This is a genomic window from Streptomyces similanensis, assembly GCF_039543625.1.
Classification (GTDB): Bacteria; Actinomycetota; Actinomycetes; order Streptomycetales; family Streptomycetaceae; genus Streptomyces; species Streptomyces similanensis.
In genome coordinates this window covers 78,620-99,067 of record NZ_BAABKC010000007.1, presented here as the reverse complement: position 1 = coordinate 99,067, position 20,448 = coordinate 78,620, and the positions used below count along the sequence as shown (strand labels likewise).

The following is a 20,448-nucleotide window of genomic DNA, read 5'->3' as shown; positions in this document are numbered from 1 at the left end:
GGGTTTGCCGGGGGTGTCGTTGGCGTGGGGGTTGTGGGGTGAGTCCAGTGGGATGACGGGTTCGCTGGGCCGGTCCGATCAGGCGCGTATGCGGCGCGGTGGGATCAGGGCGTTGTCCGTGGAGGAGGGGATGGCGCTCTTCGACGCCGGCCTCGTCAGCGACGAACCCGCCCTGGTACCGATCAAGTTCGACCTCGCCGCACTGTCCACGCAAGCGGGGAACGGCCAACTGGTCCCCATGTTGCAGGGCCTGGTGCGCCGGCCCCGGCGTGTTGCCGCCACCGCTGGACCGGCACCCGCCGAATCCCTCTCGGCCCGGCTGGCGCGGCTCCCGGACGAGCAGCAGACGGAGACGCTGTTGAACCTGGTCCGCGACGAGGTGGCCGCCGTACTCGGGCACACGGAACCCGACGACATCGTTCCGGGGCAGGCTTTCAGCGAGATGGGGTTCGATTCGCTCACCGCGGTCGAGCTGCGCAACAAGCTGGCCGGGCTGACCGGCATCCGCCTGCCGGCCACGCTGATCTTCGACTACCCGTCACCCACCGCGATCACCGAGCACCTGCGCGCGGAACTCGTTCCGGACGCTGCGACCGGACCCGTGGACCTCGCCGACGTGGACGAGGCCGGGCTGCGCAAGGCTCTCGCCTCCGTACCACTCAAGCGGCTGGAAGAGCTGGGCGTGCTGCGCCAGTTGATGCACCTGGTGGCTGCGGCCCCCGGTGCCGCGGACGTGGGCGCGGCACCGGCAGCCTCTCCGGAAGCGCGGCAGAACGCGGCGCACCTGATCGCCGACATGGACGTCGCCGACCTCATCGAACGCGCGATGGGCAACACCAACAACTGAGCCCGTCGCGGCCTACGGAGGAACTCAAGTATGTCTGTGTCCGAGGAGAAGCTCGTCGCGGCACTGCGTGCCTCGCTCATGGAGAACGAGCAGCTCAAGGAGGAGCGCGACCGGGTCATCGCGGCCTCGTCCGAACCGATCGCGATAGTCTCGGCCGCGTGCCGGCTGCCCGGTGGCGTCTCCTCGCCGGAGGACCTGTGGCGCCTCGTCGCAGAGGAACGTGACGGCATCACACCGTTCCCGGAGGACCGGGGCTGGGACGTCGACGGCCTCTACGACCCCAGCCCTGGCCTGCCCGGCAAGTCCTACGTCCGCGAAGGCGGGTTCTTACATGACGCGGGGGAGTTCGATCCGGCGTTCTTCGGGATCAGTCCGCGTGAGGCGTTGGCGATGGATCCGCAGCAGCGGTTGCTGTTGGAGACGTCGTGGGAGGTGCTGGAGCGGGCCGGGATCGATCCGACCACGCTGAAGGGCAGCCCGACGGGCGTCTTCGCCGGGGTGATGTACCACGACTACGAGGCAGCCGTGGCCGCCGGAAGTATCGTCTCGGGTCGGGTGTCGTACACCTTCGGTTTCGAGGGTCCGGCGGTGACGGTGGACACGGCGTGTTCGTCGTCGTTGGTGGCGTTGCATTCGGCAGTCCAGGCGCTGCGGAATGGTGAGTGCTCGCTTGCGCTGGCCGGTGGTGTGGCGGTCATGGCCCGGCCGGGGAGTTTTGTGGAGTTCTCGCGGCAGCGGGGTCTGGCGCCGGATGGTCGGTGCAAGTCTTTTGCGGCGGGCGCGGACGGGACGTCGTGGGCCGAGGGTGTGGGTCTGCTGCTGTTGGAGCGTTTGTCGGATGCGCGGCGCAACGGTCATCAGGTGCTGGCGCTGGTGCGGGGCAGTGCGGTGAATCAGGATGGTGCGTCGAATGGGTTGACGGCGCCGAATGGTCCTTCGCAGCAGCGTGTGATCCGGCAGGCGCTTGCCAGTGCCGGGCTGTCGGCCGCTGATGTGGATGCGGTGGAGGCGCACGGGACGGGTACGTCGTTGGGTGATCCGATCGAGGCGCAGGCGCTGATCGCGACGTATGGCCAGGAGCGTCCTGGGGCGGGTCGTCCGTTGTGGCTGGGTTCGTTGAAGTCGAACATTGGTCATGCGCAGGCCGCGGCGGGTGTGGCGGGTGTGATCAAGATGGTGGAGGCGATGCGGCACGGGGTGTTGCCGAGGACGTTGCATGTGGATGCTCCGTCGCCGAAGGTGGACTGGTCGGCGGGCGCGGTGGAGTTGCTGACGGAGACGCGGGAGTGGTCGAGGGAGGGCGAGCGCCCGCGTCGGGCGGCCGTCTCCTCCTTCGGCATCAGCGGTACCAACGCGCACGTCATTCTGGAGGGCGTAGAGGCCGCGGAGGCCGTGGCGAGTGAGGCGTCCGAGCCGGCTGCCGCGCACGGATTGCTGCCACTCGTCCTGTCGGGCAGGACAGCCGATGCCGTGGCCGCGCAGGCTCGCCGTCTGGCCGGTCACCTGGAGCTGAACCCGGCGCTGAGCCTCGCGGATACGGCGTATTCGCTGGCGACGTCTCGTGCTCGGTTTGATCACCGTGCGGTGGTGGTGGCGGGTTCGGTGGAGGAGGCGCGGGAGCAGCTGGCGTCGGTGCGTGGGGAGGCGGTGGTCGGGGGCCGTCTGGGGGTGCTGTTCACGGGTCAGGGTGCGCAGCGTGTCGGGATGGGGCGTGAGCTGTATGCGGCCTATCCGGTGTTCGCGGAGGCTTTCGACGAGGTGTGCGCCGCGGTGGACGGGAGCCTCGGTGGGTCTTTGAAGGAGGTGGTGTTCGGGGGCGGTGATCTGCTGGATGAGACGCGGTATGCGCAGCCGGCGTTGTTCGCCGTTGAGGTGGCGTTGTTCCGGTTGGTGGAGTCGTGGGGCGTGCGGGCGCATTGCCTGGCGGGTCATTCGATCGGTGAGGTGGTGGCGGCGTATCTGGCGGGTGTGTGGTCGTTGGAGGATGCCGCGGCGTTGGTGGTGGCGCGGGGCCGGTTGATGCAGGAGCTTGCCGTGGGTGGGGTGATGGTGGCGGTCGAGGCGTCGGAGGACGAGGTCGCTGCGTTGCTGACGGCCGGGGTGAGCATCGCGGCCATCAACGGTGAGGCGTCGCTGGTCCTGTCCGGCGTGGAGGACGAGGTGAAGGCGGTGCTGACCCGGTTCGAGGGGCGCCGGACGAAGCGGCTGCGGGTCTCGCACGCGTTCCATTCGCCGCTGATGGACCCGATGCTGGAGGAGTTCCGCCGGGTGGCGTCCACGCTCACCTATCACGCGCCGTCCGTCCCGGTGATCTCGAACCTGACGGGCGAGGTCGCGGACGCCGAGCGGCTGTGTTCGCCGGAGTACTGGGTGGAGCACGTGCGGGGCACGGTCCGTTTCTACGACGGTGTGCGTGCGCTGCGGGAGCGGAAGGTGACCACGTTCCTGGAGCTGGGCCCCGACGGGGTGCTCTCCGGGATGGTGGCCGAGGGAGGGTGCGTGCCGTCGCTGCGGCGCGACGTGCCCGAGGACCGCGCTCTGATGACCACCCTTGCCCGGCTCCACGCCCGCGGTGTCGACGTCGACTGGGAGAAGGTCTTCGCCGGTACCGGTGCACGCCGGATCGACCTGCCCACCTACGCCTTCCAGCACCAGCGCTACTGGATGAACCCGACTCCGTCCGGTGGGGACCCGGCGCTCGCCACCGGACATCCGCTGCTCGACACGGTGATCAGCGTTCCCGACACGGGCGGTGTCGTGTGCACCGGCCGACTCTCCCTGGCCGCGCAGCCGTGGCTGTCGGACCACTCGGTGGCCGGCACGGTGCTGCTGCCGGGCACCGCGCTGGTGGAACTCACGGTACGCGCCGGGGACGAGGTGGGTGCGCGCTCCCTGCGGGAACTGATCATCGAGGCGCCGGTCGTGATCCCCGACACGGGTGCGGTGCGTGTCCAGGTGTCGGTGGGTGAGGACGCGGACGGCGTGCGGCCGGTCGCGGTGTACTCGCGGCCGGACGACGCCGACTCCGATGCCCCGTGGGTCCGCCACGCCCGAGGCCAGCTGGCCGACGACGCGGCGACTCCCGGCGCCTCCTCCGCCGTGTGGCCCCCGGAGGGCGCGCGGCCTGTCGACCTGACCGGTTTCTACGCGGACCAGGCGACCGCCGGATACGGGTACGGGCCGTTGTTCCAGGGCCTCAACACGTTGTGGACCCACGGAGAGGACATCTACGCCGAGGTCGCGCTTCCGGTGGACGACAACGAGGCGGCGGCCGGCTTCGGACTGCACCCCGCGCTCCTCGACGCGGTGCTGCACTGCGGGGCCTTCACCGAGCGGAAGGCCGAGGAGGGCAAGCTCATCCTGCCGTTCGCGTGGAACGGCCTGACGCTGCACGCTTCCGGCGCGACCGCCCTGCGGGTGCGCATGACGCCCACCGGACCCGAATCGGTGGCACTGGAACTCGCCGACGGCGAGGGGGCCCCGGTCGCGTCGGTCGAGTCCCTCGTACTGCGGGCGGTGGCCGAGGACCAGGTCAAGGCTGCCGTCGGCGCCGATTACGGGGCGGACGCCCTGTTCGCCGTCGAATGGACCGCGCAGCCGACCGGGACGACGGCCGAGGCCACCTCCGCGGTCGTCCCGCACCCGGTCGCCATGGGCCTGGACATCGAGGAACTGGTGCGGTCCGGCGCGTCGATGCCGGAAGTACTGGTCGTCGACGCCGTCGACGGCGTCGTCAGTCCCGAACGGGTCCGGGGTCTCGTCGGCCGTGTCCTCGGCATCGTCCAGGCGTTCCTTGCCGCGCCGGAACTCGCATCGACCCGCCTGCTCGTCGTGACGCGCGGTGCGGTGGGCGTCCGCGGCGACACCGAGGTGAGCGATCCGGCGGGCGCCGCGGTCTGGGGCCTGGTCCGCGCGGCACAGGCCGAGAACCCGGACCGCGTCCTGCTGATGGACGTGGACGAGCTCCAGTCGTCCCGGCCGGCTCTGGCGGGCGTCCTGGCCACCGGGGAGCCCCAGGTGGCGGTGCGTGCCGACGTCGTCCACATTCCCCGGCTGGTGCGCGCCACGGCAAGTACCGGAACCGGAACGGTGCTGGACCCTGCGGGCACGGTACTCGTCACCGGCGGCACCGGAACGCTGGGCGGCCTGGTCGCCCGTCACCTCGTCACCGCGCACGGCGTATGCCACCTGCTGCTGACCAGCCGTCGAGGACCGGAGGCGCCCGGCGTCCAGGAGCTGACGGCCGAACTGGAGGCGGCCGGAGCGAGCGTCACCGTGGTGGCGTGCGACCTGTCGAAGCGCAGGGCGGTGAAGAAGCTCCTGGCGACGGTCGCGCCCGACGCGCCGCTGACCGGCGTCGTCCACGCGGCGGGAGTCCTCGACGACGGCGTGATCGCGAGCCTGACCCAGGAGCGGATCGGCACCGCCTTCCGGCCCAAGGCCGATGCCGCACTGATACTGCACGAGCTGACACGCGACATGAACCTCTCGGCATTCGTCCTGTTCTCCTCGGCCGCCGGTGTGATCGGTGGCCCGGGACAGGGCAACTATTCGGCCGCGAACGCGTTCCTGGACGCCTTCGCCCAGTGGCGCCGCGCACAGGGACTGCCGGCCGTCTCGCTGGCCTGGGGCCTCTGGGCCGAGTCCGGCGGCATGATCGCCACGATGAGTCAGTCGGACCAGGCGCGCATGAGCCGCGGCGGAGTGCTCCCGTTGGCCACCGAGGACGGCATGGCCCTGCTCGACACCGCCTTGTCCGGCACGGCGTCCACGCTGGTGCCGGTCAGGTTCGACTTCGCCGCCCTGGCGGAGCAGGCACGTGCCGGACAACTGCCGTCAGTGCTGCGAGGTTTGGTCCGCCGGCCGCGCCGTACGGCGCGCACCAGGGCCGCGGTCTCCGGCGGGACCGCCGCGGACTCCTTGGCCGGCCGGCTCGCGACGCTGTCCCGCGACGAGCAGCGGCGTCTTGTGGTGGAGTTGGTGTCGGGTGAGGTCGCGGTGGTGTTGGGGCATGCGGATGCGGGGAGTATCGGTGCCGGGCAGGCGTTCAACGATCTGGGTTTTGATTCGTTGACGGCGGTGGAGTTGCGGAACCGGTTGAATGCGGTGACGGGGTTGCGGTTGCCGGCGACGTTGATCTTCGATTATCCGTCGCCGGGTGTGCTGGCTGAGTTCTTGTGCGGGGAGTTGGTGGGTGAGGGGGCGGTGGCCGGTTCGGTGGTGGCGGGGGGTGTGTCTGTCGTCTCGGTGTCGGAGGATCCGATCGCGATTGTGGCGATGGGGTGTCGGCTGCCGGGTGGGGTGGGGTCGCCGGAGGATTTGTGGCGGCTGGTGGTCGAGGGACGTGAGGGCATCACGGCGTTTCCGGAGGACCGGGGTTGGGATGTAGCGGGGTTGTTCGATCCTGATCCGGACAGGGTGGGTAAGTCCTACGTTCGGGAAGGCGGGTTCCTTCATGACGCGGGGGAGTTCGACCCGGCGTTCTTCGGGATCAGTCCGCGTGAGGCGTTGGCGATGGATCCGCAGCAGCGGTTGCTGCTGGAGACGTCGTGGGAGGTGCTGGAGCGGGCCGGGATCGATCCGACCACGCTGAAGGGCAGCCGGACCGGCGTGTTCACCGGCGCCATGTACCACGACTACGCCACCAACCTCACCCGCGTACCGGAGGAACTGGAAGGCTTCCTCGGCAACGGCAACGCCGGCAGCTTCGTCTCGGGCCGGGTGTCGTACACCTTCGGTTTCGAGGGTCCGGCGGTGACGGTGGACACGGCGTGTTCGTCGTCATTGGTGGCGTTGCATTCGGCAGTCCAGGCGTTGCGGAATGGTGAGTGCTCGCTTGCGCTGGCTGGTGGTGTGGCGGTCATGGCCCGGCCGGGGAGTTTTGTGGAGTTCTCGCGGCAGCGGGGTCTGGCGCCGGATGGTCGGTGCAAGTCGTTCGCGGCGGGTGCGGACGGTACGTCGTGGGCCGAGGGTGTGGGTCTGCTGCTGTTGGAGCGTTTGTCGGATGCGCGGCGCAATGGTCATGAGGTGTTGGCGCTGGTGCGGGGCAGTGCGGTGAATCAGGACGGTGCGTCGAATGGGCTGACGGCGCCGAATGGTCCTTCGCAGCAGCGTGTGATCCGGCAGGCGCTTGCCAGTGCCGGGCTGTCGGCCGCTGATGTGGATGCGGTGGAGGCGCATGGGACGGGTACGTCGTTGGGTGATCCGATCGAGGCGCAGGCGCTGATCGCGACGTACGGTCAGGAGCGTCCTGGGGTGGGTCGTCCGTTGTGGCTGGGTTCGTTGAAGTCGAACATTGGTCATGCGCAGGCCGCGGCGGGTGTGGCGGGTGTGATCAAGATGGTGGAGGCGATGCGGCACGGGGTGTTGCCCAGGACGTTGCATGTGGATGCTCCGTCGCCGAAGGTGGACTGGTCGGCGGGTGCGGTGGAGTTGCTGACGGAGACGCGGGAGTGGTCGAGGGAGGGGGAGCGCCCGCGTCGGGCGGCCGTCTCCTCCTTCGGCATCAGCGGGACCAACGCGCACGTGATTCTGGAGGGGGTTGAGCCTGCCGATCCTGCGGTTCCGGTGGAGCGTGCGGGGGCGCCGGAGGGTCTGGTGCCGTTGGTGGTCTCGGCGAGGACACCGGAAGCGGTGCGCGCCCAGGCGGCGCGGCTGGCCCGCCACCTGGAGCTGAACCCGGCGCTGAGTCTCGCGGATACGGCGTATTCGCTGGCGACGTCTCGTGCTCGGTTTGATCACCGTGCGGTGGTGGTGGCGGGTTCGGTGGAGGAGGCGCGCGACCAGCTCGCTTCCATACGTGCGGAAGCCGTGGTTGCGGGTCGTCTGGGGATGTTGTTCACGGGTCAGGGTGCGCAGCGTGTCGGGATGGGGCGTGAGCTGTATGCGGCCTATCCGGTGTTCGCGGAGGCTTTCGACGAGGTGTGCGCGGCGGTGGACGGGAGCCTCGGCAGGTCGTTGAAGGAGGTGGTGTTCGGGGGCGGGGCTCCACTGGATGAGACGCGGTACGCGCAGCCGGCGCTGTTCGCCGTTGAAGTGGCACTGTTCCGGTTGGTGGAGTCGTGGGGCGTGCGGCCGGACTGCCTGGTGGGTCATTCGATCGGTGAGGTGGTGGCGGCGTATCTGGCGGGTGTGTGGTCGTTGGAGGATGCCGCGGGGTTGGTGGTGGCGCGGGGCCGGTTGATGCAGGAGTTGGCGGTGGGTGGGGTGATGGTGGCGGTCGAGGCGTCGGAGGACGAGGTCGCTGCGTTGCTGACGGCCGGGGTGAGCATCGCGGCCATCAACGGGGAGGCGTCGCTGGTCCTGTCCGGCGTCCGGGACGAGGTGGAGGCGGTGCTGGCCCGCTTGGAGGGGCGTCGCACGAAGCGGCTGCGGGTCTCGTACGCGTTCCACTCGCCGCTGATGGACCCGATGCTGGACGAGTTCCGCAGGGTGGCGTCCACGCTCACCTATCACGCGCCGTCCGTCCCGGTGATCTCGAACCTGACGGGCGAGGTCGCGGACGCCGAGCGACTGTGCACGCCGGAGTATTGGGTGGAGCACGTGCGGGGCACGGTCCGTTTCCACGACGGTGTGCGTGCGCTGCGGGACCGGAAGGTGACCACGTTCCTGGAGCTGGGCCCCGACGGGGTGTTGTCAGGAATGGTGGCGGAGGGATGCGTGCCGTCGCTGCGACGGGACGTGCCCGAGGACCGCGCCCTGATGACCACCCTTGCCCGGCTCCACGCCCGCGGTGTCGACGTCGACTGGGAGCGGGTCTTCGCTGGTACCGGTGCACGCCGGATCGACCTGCCCACCTACGCCTTCCAGCACCAGCGCTACTGGATCGAGGGTGACGGACCCGCCGTCTCGGAAACGGTGGCCGAGCCGGCCGATGCGGCGTTCTGGGAGATCGTGGACAGCGGCGACGCGGAGTCGCTGGCGCGGTCCCTGCGGCTCGACGCCGCGGCTCTGGACGGCGTGCTGCCCGCCCTGTCCTCGTGGCGCCGCCGCCATCAGGAGCAGGCGGTGCTGGACGGCTGGCGCTACCGGATGGTCTGGCGGCCCGTCGCTCCCGAGCTTGCGGCGGGCGCGGCCGACGCCGGCCCATGGCTGCTGCTGGCGCCCGCGGGGCACGCCGAGGCCATGGCGGAGGCGACGAGTGGTGCGCTGACCGCGCACGGCGGCCGCGTCGTACGGGTCGACGTGGACGGTGAGGGCCGCAAGGGCTTGGCCGAGCTCGTCCGGGCGCGTCTGGACGCGGAGCCGGGCACACCGGCCGGGGTGCTGTCCCTGCTGGCACTGGACGAGCGGCCCGACCCGGAGCACGCCTCGCTGTCCAGGGGTATGACGGCCACCGTCACCCTCGTGCAGTCGCTGAAGGACCTGGACGTCACCGCGCCGCTGTGGTGCCTGACCTCAGGGGCCGTCGCGGTCCAGGAGGACGGGGAGGTGAGGAGCGAGTCCCAGCCCGCGATCTGGGGACTGGGCACGGTACTTGCCCTCGACCATCCCAGGGCCTGGGGCGGGCTCGTCGATGTGGCCGCCGAGCCGGACGAGACCGCGTTGGGCCGGCTGGTCGCCGTGCTCCGCGGAGAGGACGGCGAGGACCAGGTGGCGATCCGGCCCACCGGGGCGTACGCGCGCCGCATGATCCGCGCCGCGTCCACCGCCGTGGCAGACGACGACGGCGACGGCATCGCGGCGGAGGAGCCCCGGGCGCCGCGCGGTACGGTCCTCGTCACCGGCGGCACCGGAGGGATCGGCGCGCACGTGGCGCGCTGGGCCGCGGGCCGTGGCGCCGAGCACCTGCTGCTGCTCAGCCGTCGCGGCCGGGCCGCCGAGGGAGCGAACGCGCTGGAGGCGGAGTTGGTCGCGCTCGGCGCCCGCGTCACCATCGCGGCGTGCGACGTCACGGACCGGGCGGCGCTCGCGGAGGTGATCGCGGCGGTGCCGTCCGACGCGCCCGTCTCCGCTGTCTTCCACACGGCCGGCGCCGCACAGGAGCCCAGGCAGCTGCCGGACAGCACCGTGGCGGAGTTCGCCGAGGTGGGCCGGGCGAAGGTCGCCGGTGCCGTGCATCTGGACGCCCTGCTCGCCGATCACCCGCTGGACGCCTTCGTCCTGTTCTCCTCCGGAGCGGCGGCCTGGGGAGGCGCGGGCCAGGGAGGCTACGCGGCCGCCAACGCCTTCCTGGAGGGGCTGGCGCATCGCAGGCGCGCTGCGGGCAAGCCGGCGACGGCCGTGGCCTGGGGCGCCTGGGGCGGCGGGGGCATGGTCGACGCCGCCGTGGCCGAAGAGTTCGCGGAGGTCGGCGTCGAGCTGATGCGGCCGGAACTCGCGGTGCGCGCCCTGGGTCAGGCGATGGCACGCGACGAGGGACACCTCGTGGTCGCGGGCATCGACTGGTCGAGGTTCGCCCCGTCCTACACGGTCGCCAGGGAGCGTCCGCTGCTGCGGGAACTGCCCGAGGTCGCCGCTCTCACCGCCACCGGCGCCGATGCGGGCGCCGGTGCGGACACGACGGCCGGGGACGACGGCGCGGCCCTGCGGGCGCGGCTGTCGGGGCTGGCCCCGCAGGAGCGGCTGACGGCGCTGACCGACCGGGTGCTGGCGGAGGCCGGACAGGTACTCGGCCATGCCGCGGGCTCCACAGAGGTCGAGGACGGGGTCGCCTTCCTCGACATCGGCTTCGACTCGCTGACCGGACTCGAACTGCGCAACCGGCTGAACCGGATGTCCGGGCTCGGCCTGCCGCAGGGGCTCATCTTCGACTTCCCCACCGCGGGCATGATCGCCGAGCTGATGCTGGACGAACTGGAACCCGGTCTCACCGTCCCATCGGAAACGGTCGCCGAAGAGATCGGCAAGCTGGAATCGGCGCTCACCCCGGCGCTGCACGACGACGCGGCACGTGCGCAGGCCGTCTCGCGGCTGCGCGAGCTGCTGGCCAAGTGGGACCACATCGAGAAGGGAAAGTAACCGGATGTTCGAGGTGAAGACGTACCTGCGCCGGCTGGGTTTCACAGAGGTCCCCGAGCCCGACATCGAGACGCTGCGCCGACTGCACAAGAACCACCTGATGACGCTGCCCTACGACAGCAGTCACTTCGTGAACAGCTTCACCGGCTTCCGCAACGTCGTCGACATCGACGTCGATGCCGCGTTCCGGGCGATCGTCGTCGGCGGTGCGGGCGGCGTGTGCCACGACCTGAGCGGCCTGTTCCGCAGGCTCCTGGCCGAACTCGGCTACGACGTCTCGATCCTGGCCGCTTCCCAGCGCTGGCCCGACGGGCGGTTCGGGCCGGACTTCGAGCACACCTTCACCGGTGTCCGGCTGGACGGGGCGACCTGGCTGGTCGACGTGGGCTTCGCCGGACCGTCGTACCTGGAGCCGCTGCGAATGACCGACGAGGTGCAGCACCAGTACGGGTGCGCCTATCGGCTCACCGCGGACGGCGCCCACCACGTGCTGGAACGCCGGGCCGCCACCGGGGACTGGCGGTCGGTGTACCGGTTCGAGCTGACGGCCCGCGCCGTCTCCGACTGGGACAGCCCGCGGGACACCGCCGCCGAACAGATCGTGAACGACTCGCTGTTCGCGAAGACCGTGCTGCGCGGACGCGCCACCAGAAACGGTCAACTCGTCCTCACCGGCAGGAGGTTGCTGACGGTGGAAGACGGCCGCGAGACGACCCGCACCCTGATCGACAAGGCCGAGTTCGAGGGCGTAGTGAAGACCATCCTCGCCGGTTCGGGCAACGGCTGAGACAGGGGCGCGAAGAGATGAAGGTGCAGACGCGGACTGTCGCCGGTGCCGAGGCGGGCCCCGACACCGACACGGACGTGGCCGTCGTCGGCTACGGCCCGGTGGGGCAGGTGCTGGCGATCCTGCTGGCCCGGGGCGGCTGGCGGGTCACGGTCCTGGAACGCTGGTCCCAGCCGTACCCCATGCCGCGGGCCGTCGGCTTCGACGACGAGGCCGCCCGTATCCTGGCGGCCGCCGGCATCGGTCCGTTCCTCGGCAAGTTCGGGGAGAACTCGCGGGACTACGCCTGGCGGAACGCCGCCGGCGAGACCCTGCTGCACATGGAGAGCGCCGAGAACGGCCACTGCGGCTGGCCGCAGGCAACAGCCATGTACCAGCCGGGACTTGAGGCCGCCCTGATCGACCGCGGCGCCGACTTCCCGAACCTGCGGGTCGTCCGCGGGCAGGAGGTCGTCGAACTCGACGACCGCGGCGACCTGGTCGAGGTGCTCTCCGAGGACACCGACGGGGAGGAGCACACGTTCACCGCGCGGTACGTCGTCGGCTGCGACGGCGCCAAGAGCTTCGTCAGGGAGTCCATGGAGGGGACCCTCACCGATCTCGGCTTCTTCTACGACTGGCTGATCTGCGACGTCGTGCTGCACGAGCCGCGCGACTTCAGCCCCAACAACCTCCAGATCTGCGATCCGCAGCGGCCGCGGACCGCGGTGTCGGCCGGCCCCGGGCACCGCCGCTTCGAGTTCATGCGGCTGCCGGGCGAGAGCATCGAGGAGCTGAAGCGAGAAGAGACGCTGTGGCGCATGCTGGAGATGTTCTCGGTCCGCCCGGACAACGCGACGCTCGAACGGCACGCCGTCTACACCTTCCAGGCCCGCTGGGCCGAGGAGTGGCGCAAGGGCCGGCTGCTGCTCGCGGGAGACGCCGCACACCTCATGCCGCCCTTCGCCGGGCAGGGCATGTGCTCGGGGTTCCGTGACGCGGCCAACCTGGCGTGGAAACTGGACCTGTTGCTGCGCGGCCTCGCGGACGACTCGGTGCTCGACACCTACACCGCCGAGCGCCGGGCGCACGTGCGACACGCCATCACCACGTCCGTGAAGCTCGGCAAGGTGATCTGCGTGACGGATCCGGCCGCCGCGGCGGACCGGGATGCGATCATGCTGGCCGGGCGGCGGCGTGAGGGCGCGGGCGCGCTGCCCATGTCGAGCGCGGTCCCCCTGTCCGACGGGCTTGTCCACCGCGCCGGCGACGGAGGCCCGCTGCCGCTCGCCGGCACCCTGTTCCCGCAGGCACGCGTGGCCGGCGCCGACGGGGACGGGCTGCTGGACGACATCATCGGCCTCGGCTTCGTCCTGCTCGCGGCCGACGACCCGGCGGCCCTCCTCGACGACCGGCGGCGCGCCTTCCTCGACGGTCTGGGCACGCGCTACGCGCACGTGGTGCCCGCGGGCGCGGGCTCGGGGCCGCCCGGCCCCGGTGTCGTCGCCGACTTGGCGGACCGCTATCTGCCCTACCTGGCCGAGCACGGTGTGACAGCCGTACTCGTACGGCCCGACTTCACCGTCTTCGGCGCCGCGCACGGCCCGGACGCAATGGGCAGGCTCGTGGACGCGCTGGCCCGTCGACTGGCGGCCCCGGCCCCGGCCGCCGACTGAGGTTTTCCCATCAATGGCAGGCCCGATGAGGCCCAATGAGACCCGATGAGACCCGATGAGAAAGGAACCCGGATCATGGGTGCACGCGAAGACATGTACGGCTTGTTCACGAGTGTCAACGAGATCAACCTGACCGACGACCAGGACGGGCAGAGCGCCAAGGAGGGCACGCACAAGAAGAACATCTCCACCAGCTACGACCTGCAGGCCAGGATGTCGAAGAAGGGCATCCTGTGGAACTGGGGCTACCACGACGAGCAGGTGGCCAAGGAGATCAACGACCGCATCCCCGGCTTCCTGGACTACGACACGGACGGCTTCTCCGAGGAGCTGTACTTCGCCGCCCTGCGGGAGGTGCCGTTCGATCTGGACGGCTACGCGGACAAGTTCGTGCTCGAGGTCGGCTGCGGGCTCGGTGAGGGCCTGAACTTCCTCTCCCGCGTCGTCGACGCGAAGAGCATGATCGGCCTCGACCTGTCGGACCAGGCCATCAGGCGGGCCAACGCCTCACTGTCCCGCCGGGGCCTGCGCTACGTCCAGGGCGACGCGGAGCACCTGCCGTTCGAGGACGGCGAGGTCGACGTCCTGGTGAACATCGAGAGCGCCCACAACTACCCCAGTCTGGAGACGTTCCTGCGGGAGGTGGCGCGGGTGCTCAAGCCGGGCGGCTACTTCACCCACGTCGACCTCTACACCACACAGCGCCACGCCTTCCTGACCCGGCTCCAGGAGAAGGACCTCGGTCTCGAGTGGGTCCTCGACCGTGACATCTCCGCACAAGTGCAGGCCGCGATCCACGGGCGGCTGGCCCCCGACGGCTCCTTCCACAAGGCGCTGCGCGAGCAGCGGGTCGGCGCCGTCCAGCGCCACATGGCCAAGCGGGTCGGCCCCGAGGCCGTGGGAGGTTCGTTCGCCGGCTACACCGACAGCGGATCCACCAGGCTGCTGAAGAAGATGGGCGTGCTGCCGTCGCAGTTCATGCCGCCGGTGGACAGCTACCGGCACTACGTGGCACAGAGGATCTGATCCTGGGCGAGCCCCGAACCGTTGCACGACAGTCCGGGGGAACCAGGGGTCCGCATGCCGAGTTCACTGTGGGGCTCAACGGAAAAGCACCGTCCCCATCGAGCTCTTCCCCTATGGCTGGAAAGGGCCGGATGATGTTGCGATTTCCGCCTCGTGGTGGGCAAGTTCAGCGTGCCCCCTATACCCTGCCGGGCATGCCGTGCTGGTTGCAGGGGTTCATCGAGTAGTCGACCCGTCCACTCGTTCCGAAGGAATGCATCCATGTCTCTGATTCTCGACCCCGCGGCGCAGGACCTGCTTTTCCGGCAGGCTCGTACCGCCAACACCTTCACCGACGAACCGGTGACCGACGAGCAGATCAAAGCCATCTACGACTTGGTCAAGTACGCTCCCACGTCGATGAACCAGCAGCCGCTCCGTATCGTCCTGGTGCGTTCGGACGAGGCGCGGCAGCGTCTGGTCCGGCACCTTGCCGAAGGAAACAACAAGAAGGCCGAGACGGCGCCGTTGGTCGCGATTCTCGCTGCGGACAACGAGTTCCACGAAGAACTTCCCGAGCAGCTTCCGCACGTCCCGCAGCTCAAGGACCTCATGTTCTCCGACCGGGGTGTGCGGGAGCAGTCCGCGAGGTTCAACGCGGCGCTGCAGATGGGCTATTTCATTCTCGGTATTCGGGCCGCGGGCCTGGCCGCCGGCCCCATGACCGGATTTGACGCCGACGGCATCAACGCGGAGTTCTTCAGCGACGGCGAGCACTCGGTTCTCGCCGTGGTCAACATGGGAAAGCCGGGTGAGAACGCATGGTTCGACCGTTCCCCTCGCCTCACCTATGACCAGGTGGTCACGACGATCTGACGCACCCGGGGTCAAGGCCGCACGAGGCGGTGCAGTGCGAGACGGGCGAGGGGTGCGTAGGCGAGCAGTACGAGCAGCGGGCCGTCCATCGTCAGACTCGTGACGCTGCCGCGGCCCCGCGCTCCCACCTCGTGGTGCAGCCGGATCCGGACGCGTCCCAGGCGTACCCGCCAGGTCCAGGTACGGCGGTCATGGTCGACGGCTTCCACGGTGAAGGCGGCACGGATGCCGGCGACTGACTCGACGGTGCCGCTCATGCCGGGCCGCAGACGGCGGGCCACGGAGTGGACGGCCTTGATCTGCGGGGACCAGGACGCCCACTGGTCGAGGCCGGCGTAACGCTGCCAGACCGTATCGGGGCAGGCCGCGCCCGCGGCGCTCAGAGTCACCCGTGCCATGACGGAGGGGTGGCAGGGGCGGGTGTCATCGGCTGCGGTCCTGACGCTGGGGGAGGGCTGCGCCCGTGGTCTCACCCCAGCATTCCGACGGGCGTGGCGGCTGTCACGGCGAGGTACGGCAACCGGAGCAGAACGGGCCCACCACGCCGAGACCGAGCGCGCCAAGCTGGTCAGCGGTGTGCCTACGGCTGTTCTTCCCGGCCGGCCCGGGCACGATGCGGCAGGCGGCTCCCGCGATCAGCGGCTGGAGCGGTACGCGGTCGTAGGCGCTCGCCCTGCGGGCCGAACATGATCAGGTACTCGACCGGATTGCCGGGGCTGGTGTTCGCCAACCCGTGCGGGGTGCGGGTGTCGAACTCGGCGACGTCGCCGGGAGCGAGGATGAGGTCTTGGTCGCCGAGTGCGAGCCACAGACGCCCGTACAGGACGCACAGCCACTCGTAGCCGTCGTGGGAGACCTGACGGGGCCGCGCGGGCGGTTCCTCAAGGGCGGGGAGGACGTGCTTGTGGGCGTGTAGGCCGCCGACGTACCGGGTCAACGGCAGAACCGCCTTGTCGTCGCCGAAGCTCAGCGGCGCCTTGGCGCGCGGCTCGGCCGCCGGGGCCGGCGCCGTGCCGGCCAGCTCGTCCAGGGAGACGCCGTACTCCTTCGCCAGGTGCAGCAGCACCTCCAGGGTGGGCTTGCGCCGGCCCGTCTCGATCCGGGACAGCGTGCTGGTCGAGATGCCGGTCGCGCGGCTGACAGCGGCGAGCGTCGTGCCGTGGCGCTCGCGTGCGACCCGCAACCGGGGCCCCATCGAGGCCAGCGTGCCGTCCACGTCGTCGACTGCCACCGTTACCGCTCCTTCTTGCTTGCAGACAGGGCCGCTCCACTGCCCTCTACCTGCGAGTTTGCCAGGCTGGCAAGGCTGATCGCGTCGGGCGGGCGTCGCGGCGCATGATCGACGGGCAGCCGCGTCCGCCGTGAACCGAGGAGAAGCCCATGCAGCCCGAGCCGACTGCCGAGTTCCGCCACCGTACCGTCGAGGCCCCGGCCGGGCGCCTGCACCTGGTCGAGCAGGGCACCGGCCCGCTGGTCCTGCTCGTGCACGGCTTCCCCGAGTCCTGGTACTCCTGGCGCCGCCAGCTCCCGGCTCTCGCCGCGGCCGGCTACCGGGCGGTGGCGGTCGACGTGCGCGGCTACGGCCGCTCCGCCAAGCCGGAGGCGGCCGACGCCTACCGGATGCTCGACCTGGTGGAGGACAACGTCGCCGTCGTGCGCGCCCTCGGCGAGGAGACCGCGGTGGTCGTCGGCCACGACTGGGGCTCCAGTATCGCCGCCGCCTCCGCCCTGCTCCACCCCGAGGTCTTCCGCGCCGTCGCCCTGCTGAGCGTCCCCTACGCGCCGCCCGGCGGCCCCCGCCCCACCGACGTCTTCGGCCAGATCGGCGGCCCCGAGCAGGAGTTCTACGTTTCCTACTTCCAGGAGCCCGGCCGCGCCGAGGCGGAGATCGAGCCCGACGTCCGGGGCTGGCTCGCCGGCTTCTACGCGGCCCTGTCCGCCGACACCATGCCCGACCAGCGCGAGCCCGACCCGCACTTCGTCACCCGCGGCGGCGGCCGGCTGCGCGACCGCTTCCCCACGGAAACCCTCCCGGCCTGGCTGAGCCAGGACGACCTCGACGTCTACGCCGGGGAGTTCGAGCGCACCGGCGTCACCGGCGCGCTCAACCGCTACCGCAACATGGACCGGGACTGGGAAGACCTCGCCCCGTACCGCGGAGCCCCGATCAAGCAGCCGTCCCTGTTCATCGGCGGCGCCCTGGACGCCTCCACCACCTGGATGTCCGACGCCATCGACGCCTACCCCACCACCCTCCCCGGCCTGTCGGCCGCCCACCTCCTGGACGGCTGCGGCCACTGGATCCAGCAGGAGCGCCCCGACGAGGTCAACCACCTGCTGACCGACTGGCTCGCCACCCTCCAGGACTGAACCAGGCAGACCACCCGAGCCGCCCGGCGGTTCGCGCGAAGCGCAGATACTCGGCCCGGGTCGCCGCCGGGTGACCGTCATCGCCGATGAGCCGTCCGGCGGCACCGGCACCGACCGGACCGCCGGTTTCCCATCCCCACCGCCGGGGATGGGCGAAAGCGACTGCCCAAACGATTGGCGCAAACGATTGGGTGGAGCGTACTGACCTCTCGCCAGATCTGATCGGGGCTTTGGGGGCGGCCTGGTGAAGTGGCTGGGCGGACGACGCAGGGGCGGCACAGGACCGCGAGTCGCATGCGGCACGGCTGCGGGAGGGCAGCAGGAGGGCTGAGCCGGCCGGCCGCCGGGGCCGGGCGGGCGAGGCCGCCGAGCACTAACCGGCCAGCCGACGATCAGCCTCCGTTCGGCGACGGTCTCGGCGGTGAGCTCGATGCCTCGCAGAGCGCCCGCGCGGGGTCAGGGGTACGCCCTCCCGGGAGGCGGAGTCCCGGAACGCGTCGACCGCACCGCCCCCGCGCGCACCGGCATGCCGAGGGCCAGTCGGAGCTGGGGGGCGAAGAGGCGGATGACGTCCTGGCGGCTCATGGAGCCGACGGGCTCCAGACGCAGCACATAGCGTGCCGTGATCAGCCCGGCCATGACGGTCGTGAAGGCGGCGGCGTGCCGGCGGGCGTCGCGTCCGCCGACGAGGTCGGCGAGCCGCTCCACGATCTCCCCCTCCAGGGCCTCCCGGACCAGGGCGCCGAGGGCGTCGTCACCGATGGCATTCCTGAACATGCCGATGAGGGCGGCACCGGACTGCGGCCCCTCCCACGCCGCGAGGACCTCCCGGAGCACCTGCTCCGGGAAGGTGTCCAGGGCGTGGTCCTCGGCCAGCAGCCGCGCCAGGAGCTCGGCGGGGTTGGCGGACAGCGCGAGGGCGGCTCCGAAGAGGCCCTTCTTGGAGCCGAAGTAGTAGCTGAGCAGGGCGACGTCGACATCCGCCTCCGCGGCGATCGACCGCATGGTCACCGCGCGGTAGCCGTCCTGGAGGAAGCGTCGCCGGGCCACGTCCAGGATCACCCGGCGGGTGTCCGGCCTGCCCCGTCTGCGCCCGCGTCTGGCTTCGTCGTCCGTCACGTCCGTGAGGGTAATTCATCAACGGCCGCGAACTCCTCACGAACCGTAGACGTCCGCGACCGTCCCAGAGGCGGGGCGCGTGTCGTCGTGCCCGGAAAGCGGCAGGTCGGCGTCCAGGCGGAGGAGTGCACCCGTCCATGGGATCGCCACTGCTCTCCGGTCCGGTGAATTCATCATGCTGGCCGTGGGACGTCCCGCGTGGCGAGTCTGGTCCCAGGCGCCTGGGCCGACGGATCCGGGCTTCGACGAAGAAAGGCACCGCATGCCCTCGCTCACCGCCACCGCGGCCCCGCCGGCGTCACGCCACACCATGGTCCTGATCGTCACCTGCCTCGCCCTCGGCACCGTGGTCGCGGCCATGGCCTCCCTGAACGTGGCGCTTCCCGGCCTCGCGCGGGACACGCACGCCACCCAGACCGACCTGTCCTGGATCGTCGACGCCTACAACCTGGTGTTCGCCTCGCTGCTGCTGCCGGCCGGCGCCCTCGGCGACCGGTTCGGCCGGCGCCGGGCCCTGCTGGTCGGGCTCACGGTCTTCGGCGCGGGCTCCATAGCAGCGGTGTTCACCACCAGCCCCACCACCCTGATCGCCCTGCGCGGCGTGCTCGGCGCCGGCGCCGCGCTGGTCATGCCGGCCACCCTGTCCACGATCACCAGCACCTTCCCGCGCGCCCAGCGAGCGCGTGCGGTGAGCGTGTGGGCGGCCGTCGCCGGGGCCGCGGCGCTGCTCGGCGTGTTCGCCACCGGTGCGCTGCTGGAACAGTGGTCGTGGCGCTCGGTGTTCTGGCTGAACGTGGCCCTGGCCGCCGTCGCCCTCGTGGGCACCCTCGTGTTCGTACCGGAGTCGGCCGAGGCGAACCGGCCCCGGCTGGACGTCGCCGGTGCGCTGCTGTCGGTCGCCGGACTGGTCGCCCTGGTCTACTCGGTCATCGAGGCGCCGACCCGCGGCTGGGCCGACCCGCTCACCCTGGGCGGCATCACTCTGGGCCTGCTGGTGCTCGCCGGGTTCACCCGCTACGAACTGGGCCGTCCGCAACCGCTGCTGGACCCGCGGCTGTTCCGCGACCGCCACTTCGCGGCGGGATCGCTGTCGATCATGCTCCAGTTCTTCGTCTTCTTCGGCTTCATCTTCGCGATGATGCAGTACTTGCAGGTGGTGCGCGGCGACAGCGCCCTGGTGGCGGCCGCGTCGATGTTCCCGATGGCCCTCGCCATGGTGCCCCTCTCGCGGCTCACCCCGCGCCTGGTGGCCCGGTTCGGCTTCCGCACCCCCTGGACGCTGGGCCTGGTGGCCGTGGCGGCGGCCATGGGCCTGCTCTCGCGCGTGGACGCCGACAGTTCCTACTGGCTGATCGCCGCCGGCCTGGTCCCACTGGGCGCCGGCATGGGCCTGGCCATGACACCGGCCACCACGGCGATCACGGACGCGCTGCCGCGCTCCCTGCAGAGCGTCGGGTCGGCGATGAACGACCTCGCCCGGGAACTCGGCGGGGCCCTGGGCATCGCCGTCCTCGGCAGCATGCTGAGCGCGTCGTACCGAAGCCACTTGCGTCTTCCCGGCCTGCCGGCCCAGGAGGCCGAGGCCGCCCGCTCCTCGCTGGCCGCCGCGCACGCCCTCGGCGGCCCGGTCGCCGCGCAGGCGCGCGGCGCGTTCGTCGACGGCATGCACATCGCTCTCCTCGGCGGTGGCGTGGCCGCCGTCCTGGCCGCCGTCGCCGTGGCCGCGCTCATGGCGCCCGGCCGCCGGGCCACGACCCTGGAGAACGCCGCTCGCGAAGGGGCCGGCTCGGCGACCGGCAGCCGCCGCTGACCGCCCCTTCACCGATCGC

The 20,448-nt window shown here is 71.0% G+C and carries 11 protein-coding genes; 8 read left to right on the top strand and 3 right to left on the bottom strand.

The annotated features are described in order from the left end of the window. Positions 1-130 precede the first annotated feature (130 nt). The 6 genes from ABEB07_RS02765 to ABEB07_RS02740 all read left to right on the top strand — a co-directional run bounded on the left by ABEB07_RS02765 (position 131) and on the right by ABEB07_RS02740 (position 15,130). Positions 131-847 (top strand): acyl carrier protein, encoded by a 717-nt coding sequence (locus tag ABEB07_RS02765; RefSeq protein ID WP_345666840.1) that lies wholly within the window; start codon positions 131-133, stop codon positions 845-847. A gap of 36 nt (positions 848-883) precedes the next feature. After that, positions 884-10,807, top strand: a complete 9,924-nt coding sequence (locus ABEB07_RS02760; RefSeq protein ID WP_425588938.1) for a type I polyketide synthase — start codon at positions 884-886, stop codon at positions 10,805-10,807. 4 nt (positions 10,808-10,811) lie between these two features. Beyond that, entirely contained in the window at positions 10,812-11,594 is a 783-nt protein-coding gene (locus ABEB07_RS02755; protein ID WP_345666838.1) for an arylamine N-acetyltransferase family protein, read from the top strand. Positions 11,595-11,617: 23 nt separating this feature from the next. Then, on the top strand, positions 11,618-13,249 hold the full coding sequence (gene mhpA / locus ABEB07_RS02750) for a bifunctional 3-(3-hydroxy-phenyl)propionate/3-hydroxycinnamic acid hydroxylase MhpA (RefSeq protein WP_345666837.1): 1,632 nt from the start codon (positions 11,618-11,620) through the stop codon (positions 13,247-13,249). Positions 13,250-13,324: 75 nt separating this feature from the next. Further along, complete coding sequence (locus ABEB07_RS02745; protein ID WP_345666836.1) at positions 13,325-14,275, top strand: class I SAM-dependent methyltransferase; 951 nt, start codon at positions 13,325-13,327, stop codon at positions 14,273-14,275. Positions 14,276-14,536: 261 nt separating this feature from the next. Beyond that, complete coding sequence (locus tag ABEB07_RS02740) at positions 14,537-15,130, top strand: malonic semialdehyde reductase (protein ID WP_176146634.1); 594 nt, start codon at positions 14,537-14,539, stop codon at positions 15,128-15,130. An 11-nt stretch (positions 15,131-15,141) separates the two neighbouring features. Here the strand turns inward: ABEB07_RS02740 and ABEB07_RS02735 are convergent, their stop codons facing one another. Together ABEB07_RS02735 and ABEB07_RS02730 are read right to left on the bottom strand one after the other, a co-directional pair. Beyond that, complete coding sequence (locus ABEB07_RS02735; protein WP_345666835.1) at positions 15,142-15,528, bottom strand: SRPBCC family protein; 387 nt, start codon at positions 15,526-15,528, stop codon at positions 15,142-15,144. Positions 15,529-15,710: 182 nt separating this feature from the next. Then, on the bottom strand, positions 15,711-16,361 hold the full coding sequence (locus tag ABEB07_RS02730; protein ID WP_345666834.1) for a helix-turn-helix domain-containing protein: 651 nt from the start codon (positions 16,359-16,361) through the stop codon (positions 15,711-15,713). Between the two features lie 149 nt (positions 16,362-16,510). On the opposite strand from ABEB07_RS02730, the gene ABEB07_RS02725 reads away from it, so the two are divergent. Further along, entirely contained in the window at positions 16,511-17,500 is a 990-nt protein-coding gene (locus tag ABEB07_RS02725; RefSeq protein WP_345666833.1) for an alpha/beta fold hydrolase, read from the top strand. Positions 17,501-17,956: 456 nt separating this feature from the next. Here the strand turns inward: ABEB07_RS02725 and ABEB07_RS02720 are convergent, their stop codons facing one another. Next, positions 17,957-18,619: a TetR/AcrR family transcriptional regulator gene (locus ABEB07_RS02720; RefSeq protein WP_345666832.1), complete on the bottom strand. Its 663-nt coding sequence runs from the start codon at positions 18,617-18,619 to the stop codon at positions 17,957-17,959. 262 nt (positions 18,620-18,881) lie between these two features. Between ABEB07_RS02720 and ABEB07_RS02715 the strand changes: the two genes are divergently transcribed. Continuing rightward, entirely contained in the window at positions 18,882-20,429 is a 1,548-nt protein-coding gene (locus ABEB07_RS02715) for an MFS transporter (RefSeq protein ID WP_345666831.1), read from the top strand. Positions 20,430-20,448: the final 19 nt, after the last annotated feature.